The 8,544-nt window shown below is 36.6% G+C and carries 6 protein-coding genes and 1 pseudogene; 5 read left to right on the top strand and 2 right to left on the bottom strand.

Annotation, left to right across the window (positions count from 1 at the left end; all coding sequences use genetic code 11):
* Positions 1-35 precede the first annotated feature (35 nt).
* Positions 36-968, bottom strand: coding sequence for a sugar-binding transcriptional regulator (locus tag AC1DJR_RS12690; protein WP_477002747.1), 933 nt, complete (start codon positions 966-968; stop codon positions 36-38).
* Between the two features lie 156 nt (positions 969-1,124).
* Here AC1DJR_RS12690 and AC1DJR_RS12685 point away from each other — a divergent pair.
* From AC1DJR_RS12685 to lsrB, 4 genes and pseudogenes are all read left to right on the top strand, one after another.
* Positions 1,125-2,477 (top strand): annotated as a pseudogene (locus AC1DJR_RS12685) (sugar ABC transporter ATP-binding protein); the annotation flags it as partial.
* Positions 2,474-3,442 (top strand): ABC transporter permease subunit, encoded by a 969-nt coding sequence (locus AC1DJR_RS12680; RefSeq protein WP_477002746.1) that lies wholly within the window; start codon positions 2,474-2,476, stop codon positions 3,440-3,442. The pseudogene AC1DJR_RS12685 and the gene AC1DJR_RS12680, both read left to right, overlap by 4 nt.
* Positions 3,439-4,437, top strand: a complete 999-nt coding sequence (locus AC1DJR_RS12675; protein WP_477002745.1) for an ABC transporter permease — start codon at positions 3,439-3,441, stop codon at positions 4,435-4,437. The genes AC1DJR_RS12680 and AC1DJR_RS12675 overlap by 4 nt, the downstream gene beginning before the upstream one ends.
* Positions 4,434-5,477 (top strand): autoinducer 2 ABC transporter substrate-binding protein LsrB, encoded by a 1,044-nt coding sequence (gene lsrB / locus AC1DJR_RS12670; RefSeq protein WP_477002744.1) that lies wholly within the window; start codon positions 4,434-4,436, stop codon positions 5,475-5,477. The genes AC1DJR_RS12675 and lsrB overlap by 4 nt, the downstream gene beginning before the upstream one ends.
* 139 nt (positions 5,478-5,616) lie before the next feature.
* Here lsrB and AC1DJR_RS12665 read toward each other — a convergent pair whose 3' ends face one another.
* Entirely contained in the window at positions 5,617-7,119 is a 1,503-nt protein-coding gene (locus AC1DJR_RS12665; RefSeq protein ID WP_477002743.1) for a malate:quinone oxidoreductase, read from the bottom strand.
* 420 nt (positions 7,120-7,539) lie between these two features.
* On the opposite strand from AC1DJR_RS12665, the gene AC1DJR_RS12660 reads away from it, so the two are divergent.
* A partial coding sequence (locus AC1DJR_RS12660) for a DUF2332 domain-containing protein (RefSeq protein ID WP_477002742.1) occupies positions 7,540-8,544 on the top strand: 1,005 nt, incomplete at its 3' end.

Raw genomic sequence — 8,544 nt, 5'->3', positions numbered from 1 at the left:
CCCTGTACCAGCGTCGTAAGCTAATAGAGTAGACATTAAGAGTCACCTTCCTTTCTTAATAAGGAGAGGGCAGTTTCTTCATCGGTAATTAATGTATGAATGAACTTTCCTTTTAAGGCGCCGTAAATTGCAGCTATCTTTTCCGTACCGCCAGCTACACCAACGACATGTTTMATATTTTGAAGAACAGAGAGTGGTGTGCCGATAAGACGGTTATGATGGGGAAGTTCTAATTGTTTTCCGTTAGTATTATAAAATTGCCCTAAAATATCGCCAGCCCCGTTTTGACTACGTATATAAGTCATTTCACGTAGTGTTAATTTTTCTTCTTTCACAATTGTGGCGTCTTGAGATAAGCTGCCAATGCCGACTACTGCTGTATGAGCGAGGGAAGCGACGTGAAGCATATCTTTCACGCTCGGTTCAGATAGAATAATTTGTGTCATTTCGTTTGTAGATGTTAGAAAAGGGGTAGGAATAATATGAAGATCGCCTTGCATGTAGTTTAAATAGCTTTGATTTCTTGGAATATAGTGATTTACGCCTCCTGTAAGAGTAACGATTGAAAGACTCATAGAGCTATCAAAATGAATGTTTTCTAGCATTTTACTTATCGTCTCTCCCCAGCCAATCCCAAGTAAATCACCTTGTTGCAATTGAGTTTCTAAATATTGTGCGGCAGCTTTTCCGAGTGAAAATGCATAATCCTCAGTTGGCGTTGGAATAACGAAAGCATCTTTTAGATGGAATTTTTTTATAAGGTCACGTTCGATGCTTAAACAGTGTAAACCAGTACCTTTTATGTGAAATGTGACGACACCTTCCGTCCGTGCTTTATCTAACAATCGAACGACTTTATTTCTTGAAATGTGAAGAAGTGAAGCAATTTCTTGCTGGGTTAATTGATCTTTATAATAGTACCAAGCTACTTTTGTTAACAAATTGTCTTCAAAGTTCAGCTGTGACATGCTCTTCATCCCTTTCAACAATTGACCACTGCTTAAACATATGTGCTCGTTATTTTGTTTATTCCAGTTGAGGCGATAAAGTGAAACTTTAATCAGTGGGGGTTTTATTCATCCCCACTGATTATTAGCCCTCACCAATCGGACGTTTACGGGCAGTTGATCTCCCACCTAACTTCTTTGCTCCAGCCGAATTTTGAGGTGGGAGTCGTGAAAGGGGAAATAAAAAAGTTCTCAAACACAGCAGAAGCACATCAACATGGCATTTATTTAATTCCTCAAGAGCCGCTCATTTTTCCTCATATGACAATTGAAGAGAACATTTGTATCGGAATGAAAGCGAAAAAGAAAGAGCTTCGAAATAAGATTAATAAGTTGCTAGAAGAATTAGGGTGGAACATTCAACTTCATAATCTAGGGTTATCGTTATCCATTGCCCAGCAACAATTAGTAGAGATATTAAGAGGATTAATTAGGGAAGCTGAGATTCTTATTTTAGATGAGCCAACATCGACTTTAACAACTCATGAAATTAAGAGTCTTTTTGTGTTGATGAAAAGTTTAAGAGAAAAAGGAATTGGCATGATTTACATTACGCATCGTTTTCCAGAAATCTTTGAAATTGCGAATAAAGTAGCGATTTTGCGTGATGGAAGGATTGTAAGTCAAGGTGATGTATCAAGTTATACATATGACATGCTAATGGAGGGATTATTACCAAAAGGCTCTAAATTTGAGGAGAAGAGAGAGTTTAAGCAAGAAGAAACAATACTTTCAGAAAAAGTATTAGATGTCATAAATGTGTCTGGTTACGCATTTCAAAATGTATCATTTACTGTACATGCTGGTGAAGTTGTAGGGATTGCGGGTATCGTTGGATCAGGTAGGACCGAACTTGCTGAATCATTATTTGGATTAAAATCTTTGAAAGTAGGTTCTGTCTTATTAGAAGGAAAATCCGTTACAAAGTATTCGGTACATAAGCGAATAAAGGAAGGTATGGTGTATGTACCGGAGGATCGAGCAGGGAATGGTATTTTTTCAATTGCGTCTGTTAAGGAAAATATAACATCTGCATCTTTAAACAGTATGAGTAGCTTCTTTTTAAATAGCAAAAAAGAAAGCGCTTTATCCGAATTGTATATAAAACAGTTTAGAATTGTTGTCCCTCATATGAATGAAGAGCTGACGTCTTTATCAGGTGGGAACCAACAGAAGGTCGTGCTAGCGAAATATCTTGCATGTAATCCGAAAGTGATTATTCTTGATGAACCGACCCGTGGTATTGATGCGAAAGCAAGATTAGAAGTATACGAAACGATACAAAGTTTGAAGAGAAAGGGACTTGCGCTCATATTAATTTCTTCAGATATGGAAGAAATCGTTCAATTAGCGAATCGTGTTTATGTGATGAGAAACGGAGGATTCGTCTCTCATTTGGAGAAGAAGGAAATTTGTATTGATGAAGTTACACGCCTTGCGTACGGAGGAAAGGGAGGTGTAACGGAGTGAAACGTGTATTTAAAATGCATGAGACGTCTATTATTATTTTATTACTTCTTTACATAGCCTTCGTTGGAGTAATGAATCCTAGTTTTGTTCAGTTTAGCTCTTTATCTTTAATTATGAAATCAAGCGTTATTTTAGTTATTTTGGCAATTGGTCAATCTTTCGTATTGTTTACGAAAAATATAGATGTATCAGTAGGATCTATTATGGGATTAAGCGCTGCGGTTTGCGGGATGTTGTTAACAGATGGATACAGTGCCTTTATTTCAATATTTGTGGCAATTATACTTGGTGCTCTTATTGGTATGGTAAATGGAATTGGCGTTACGAAATTTCGAGTGCCAGCTATCATTATGACATTAGGAATGCTCGGTATTATTAGAGGTGCAATGTTACTATTCACGGGCGGAAAGTGGATTGAAGATATTCCGAATGAGTATAAACAAATTTCTTCTATTATGATGTTAGGCATTCCGGTAACGGTATGGACCGTTCTTATCATATTACTACTACTATATTTCTTATTAATGAAAGTACAGATTGGAAGATATTTTTATGCGGTCGGTGATAATGAAGATGGTGCAAGGCTTATTGGAATACATGTAGATAAAGTGAAAATATACGCGTTTATCATATCAGGCATAAGCGCTGGGCTCGCTGGATGTATATTCGTAATGAATATTGGATTCGTTCCAAATCAAACAGGTACAGGGATAGAATTGCAAGTTATCGCCGCTGCTGTTTTAGGTGGTATACATTTAAAAGGAGGAACAGGTTCTATATTTGGAGCGGCATTAGGTGCATTTTTTTTAGAAGTGATAAGCAGTTCACTCGTCTTTTTAAAAATACCTGCATTTTGGAATAGTGCTATTTCAGGATTTTTACTTTTACTCATCATCATATTAGATAGTGTCTTAAAAAAATGGAAGAAACTCCGGCAACTAGAAGAAGGAAGGGTGAATCTATGAGGGGAATACGTAGCTTGTATAGATGGGAAGGGGTTCTTCTCATATTGCTTCTCGTAGAACTCATTCTCTTTAGTTTCATAAATAGTGATTTCTTAAACATTAGTAACCTCCTTTTTAGTATGAACGATTTCCTCATTATTTCAATCGCGGCTATTCCGATGACATTTGTCATTGTAACTGGCGGAATTGATGTATCAGTAGGATCTATTATGGGGCTTACTTCGATTCTTATCGGAGCACTTTGGATGAATGGCACGCCTATACTGTTGGCCGTTATCATTGCGYTCGTAATAAGTTGCATAGCGGGCGGATTAAATGGACTTATTATAAAAATGACAGATGTAGAACCTCTTGTCGTTACACTTGGAACGATGTTTTTATATGCAGGAATCGCCCTTGTTATTTCAGGTGGTTCGGGGGCAGCGGGTTATGAAGGAATTAGTGGTTTACCAGATTCGTATGTGCAATTGGCAAATGGTAGTTTTATCGGTATACCTAATTTATTATGGCTCCTTGTCATTTTAACGATAGTATTTACGATATTGTTTCACCATACAACATACGGTCGTCACGCAAAACTAACTGGCGCAAATGAAAGTACGGCGAAATACTCCGGGATTCGAACGAAGAAAGTAGTGATTATTGCATACGTACTTTCTGGGTTAGGAGGTGGATTAGGAGGAGCTTTCTTAACAGCGTATTTCGGTTCTGCTCGTGCTGATATTGGAAGTGAAACAATTTTGCCAGTTATTACGGCAGTTGTTTTAGGCGGAACACTTATTACGGGCGGGAAAGGTAGTATTATTGGGACAGTACTAGCGAGTATTTTTATAGGACTTATGCAGTACGGTTTGCAAATGACTGGCTTAACGAATGAACAATCCAATGTAGTAATTGGTATTATCCTTATTCTTTCAGTTATTATGAGACATTTCAAATTACATCAATTCTTAGCGGGGAAAAGACGGAATTTGCATAAGGGGGAAATGTTATGAAGAGAAAACTGGGGATTGTTATTATTATGTGTATTTGTTTAATCGGTTTAATCGCTTGTTCTAGTCAAACAGCGGATAAGAAAACAGCAGATGATGTGAAATTTGCGTTCATTCCGAAATTAACAGGAGTTGGCTTCTTCACATCAGGCGGTGAAGGTGCAAAAGAGATGGGAGATAAGTTAGGGGTACAAGTGAAGTACGATGGACCGTCTGAGGCAAGTGTATCAGGGCAAGTAAAATATATAAACAATTTTATTAACCAAAACTACGATGCAATTATGGTTTCATCTACGTCAGTTGATGGTCTCTCGCAATCATTACAACGTGCAAAGAAAAAGGGGACGACTGTATTAACGTGGGATTCTGATGTAAATCCGAAAGACCGTTCATTTTATATTAGCCAAGGTACACCAGACCAACTTGCAAATTTATTAATTGAAATGACTTCTAAGCAAATTGGGGATAAAGGAAAAGTAGCATTCTTTTATTCAAGTCCGACTGTAACAGATCAAAATCAATGGGTAACGAAGGCGAAAGAAATTATTAAAGAGAAATATCCGAATTGGGAAATTGTAACGACGCAATATGGTGAAAATAATGCACAAAAATCTTTATCAGTAGGGGAGAGTATTTTAAAAACGTATCCGGATATTAACGCAGTAATATGTCCAGATGCAACGGCACTTCCAGYGATGGCGCAAGCGGCTGAGAACTTAAAAATGGATAAAAAAGTAGTCGTAACTGGGTTTTCAACGCCGAACGTTATGCGTGATTATGTAAAACGAGGAACAGTAGAGCAATTTGGTTTATGGGATGTTAAACAACAAGGTGCACTCGCAACGTTTGTCGCAAATGAAATTGTTGTAAAAGGGAAGAAGTTAAAAGTAGGGGATAGCTTTGAAGTAAAAGGAATCGGAAAAGTGAAAGTAGAACCAAACTCTATTCAAGGGTATGACTATGAGGCAGAAGGAAATGGTATTATCGTATTGCCAGAACGAGTTGTATTTACGAAGGATAATATTGATAAGTATAATTTCTAGTTGAGAGCTAAAATGAACTTGTCGTTTCTTGTGGGTAAGTCGATATAAATTTATCTACTATTATGTATTCGCAAGACAAAGTAAAAAAACGTCCGAATATATCGGACGTTTTTATTATGTCGTTTTTAAAATCTATTCATTAATTGTGAACAGCTTCTTTTTCATTTAACCCAAGTGTGCGTCCTGTTGAAGCGTGAAGCTCTTGGAACAGTCTTGGATTTTCCGTAAGTGACACGCCGTAAGAAGGGACCATTTCTTTTATCTTTGGCTCCCATTCTAGTATACGTTCTGGGAAGCATTTTTCTAATACTTCAAGCATAACGTGAACCGCAGTAGAAGCACCTGGAGAAGCACCAAGTAACGCAGCGATTGATCCGTCATTTGCACTAACAACTTCTGTACCAAATTGAAGTGTTCCTTTACCACCTGCATCAGTATCTTTAATTACCTGCACACGTTGTCCAGCAACGACAGTATCCCAATCTTCACTTTTAGCGTTCGGAATAAACTCACGTAATTCTTCCATACGCTTTTCGTGTGATAACATAACTTGTTGGATTAAGTATTTTGTTAATCCCATTTCTTTTACACCGGCTGCTAACATCGTTAAGACGTTATTCGGTTTTACAGAACCAATTAAATCAAGGTTTGAGCCAGTTTTTAAGAATTTAGGTGAGAAGCCTGCAAATGGTCCAAACAGTAAAGCTTTTTTATTGTCTATATATCTYGTATCAAGGTGAGGTACAGACATTGGTGGAGCACCAACTTTAGCTTTTCCGTATACTTTTGCATGATGCTGCTCTACAATTTTTTGGTTTTTACATACCATAAATAGTCCACTTACTGGGAATCCTCCAATATGTTTTGACTCAGGAATACCAGTCTTTTGAAGTAGAGGTAGACTACCGCCACCGCCGCCGATAAAGACGAATTTTGCAGTATGATGTTCGATTTTGCCACTATTCATATCATGTACTTTTACTTCCCACAAACCATTCTTCGTGCGTTTAATATTTTCAACACTATGTTTGTAGTTTAGCTCAACATTTTTAGTTTTTAAGTAATCAAATAACATGCGCGTTAACGCACCGAAGTTAACATCTGTTCCAGAGTCAATTTTCGTTGCAGCCATAGGTTCATTAGAATTACGACCTTCCATAATGAGTGGAAGCCATTTTTTTAATGTGTCAGGTGCATCAGAAAATTCCATTCCTTGGAATAGAGCGTTTCTTGAAAGCGCTTCAAAACGKTTTTTTAGAAACTCTACATTTTTTTCCCCTTGCACCAAACTCATATGAGGTAGTGGCATAATAAAATCTTGTGGATTACGAATTAAGTTTCTTTTTACAAGATAAGCCCAAAATTGTCTTGAAAGTTGAAATTGCTCATTTACTTTTACAGCTTTACCAATATCTATAGACCCGTCAGATTTTTCGGATGTATAGTTAAGCTCACATAGCGCAGAATGTCCTGTACCAGCATTATTCCATTCGTTAGAACTTTCTTCTCCGGCATTAGCGAGTTTTTCAAATACTTTAATTTCCCATTCAGGTGCCAATTCTTTAAGTAATGATCCTAACGTTGCGCTCATAATTCCTGCGCCAATTAAGATAACGTCTGTTTTTTGCTGCATGTTGCTCATGATAATCTCTCCATCCCCTATATTGGCAAAAAAGAGTAGGTGTTTTTATATCTAAGCCGTAAAAAGAAAACACCGCCTAGGCCCCACCTAGGTACTTACCTTTTTTGTCTCAATTATATAACCATCTCATAGTCTATTATAATAATTAATAGACTAAAATATCTAGTGTTATCTGATAATTTTAAACTATTTAACGTTTTATTTCATAGAATTCTTCTGTCATAAGGGGAAAAAGCATAGTAGTAAAGCGGGATTTGGAGAAGAATTCCAGTTTTATGTTATCCCAAAAAAACTTCTATTTTTATGTTTTATCTTTGGAAACTAGTGAAATTCTATTTTTGTAACATCTAATTTGAAAAAATAGAGTAAATAACAAATTAATGGTAAGATTATTCTGAAAACAAATCAGGAGGGATACCAATGCTTACAAAAGAACAAGTCGCAAACTTATTTCGAAATTTTTCTGTGAATGAATGTAAAGGATCAAGTGGTTTATACGAATATTTATCAATGAAAATTTCTGAAGATGAGGAAGTTCTTACGTTAGCTTCCTACGCACAACCTGGTCAACCAGTCCCGAACTTATTATTAGGTGCAGTACACTATTTATTGTTAAAAGGAAAAGAACATATCTTAAAAAGGTATTATCGTAGTTTAGTTGATAATGCTGATACAAATTTAGAGAATGCCTTTCACCAATTTAAAGATTTTTGTAAATTGTATCGAGAAGAAATCATCGCTTTATTACAAACGAAACTCGTTCAAACGAATGAAGTTAGACGATGTGCGTATTTATATCCAAGTTTCTGTTACATATTTAAAAAAGTGAACAAACCGTTAGCATTAATTGAAATTGGTACAAGTGCAGGGTTACAACTGTTTTGGGATCAATATCATTATTCATATGGAACGGAAGAAGTGTATGGAAATACACAATCGAATGTTCATTTAACCTCTGAAATAAGAGGGGAGAATATGCCGTATTTGCTAAAACAAAGTCCACCTGTCGTAGAAAGAATCGGACTCGATTTACACGTGAACGATTTAAATGATGACGAAGCCTATTTATGGTTACGAGCGCTTATTTGGCCAGAACATAAAGAAAGACTGGTACTATTCGATCAAGCAGCAGAACTTGTAAAAGAACAATCAGTGCAGTTAATTGAAGGGGATGGTGTAGTGCTTCTACCATCCATTGTAGATCAAATAAGGGAAGATGCTGTAATCTGTATTTTCCATACACATGTAGCCAATCAAATACCAGACCATATAAAACAAACGCTAGAAAAACAAATTAAAGCAATCGGCGCAAAACGTGATGTATTTCACCTATATAACAACATGTGGGATCGGGACCTTCATATTGATTATTATATTCACGGAAACGAATATTGTGAAACCGTTGGAGAAACAGAAGGGCATGGG

Source organism: Bacillus sp. 05T31, from assembly GCF_056396725.1.
Note: the sequence above shows the minus strand (reverse complement) of the source record. Positions and strands in the feature narration are given on the sequence as shown.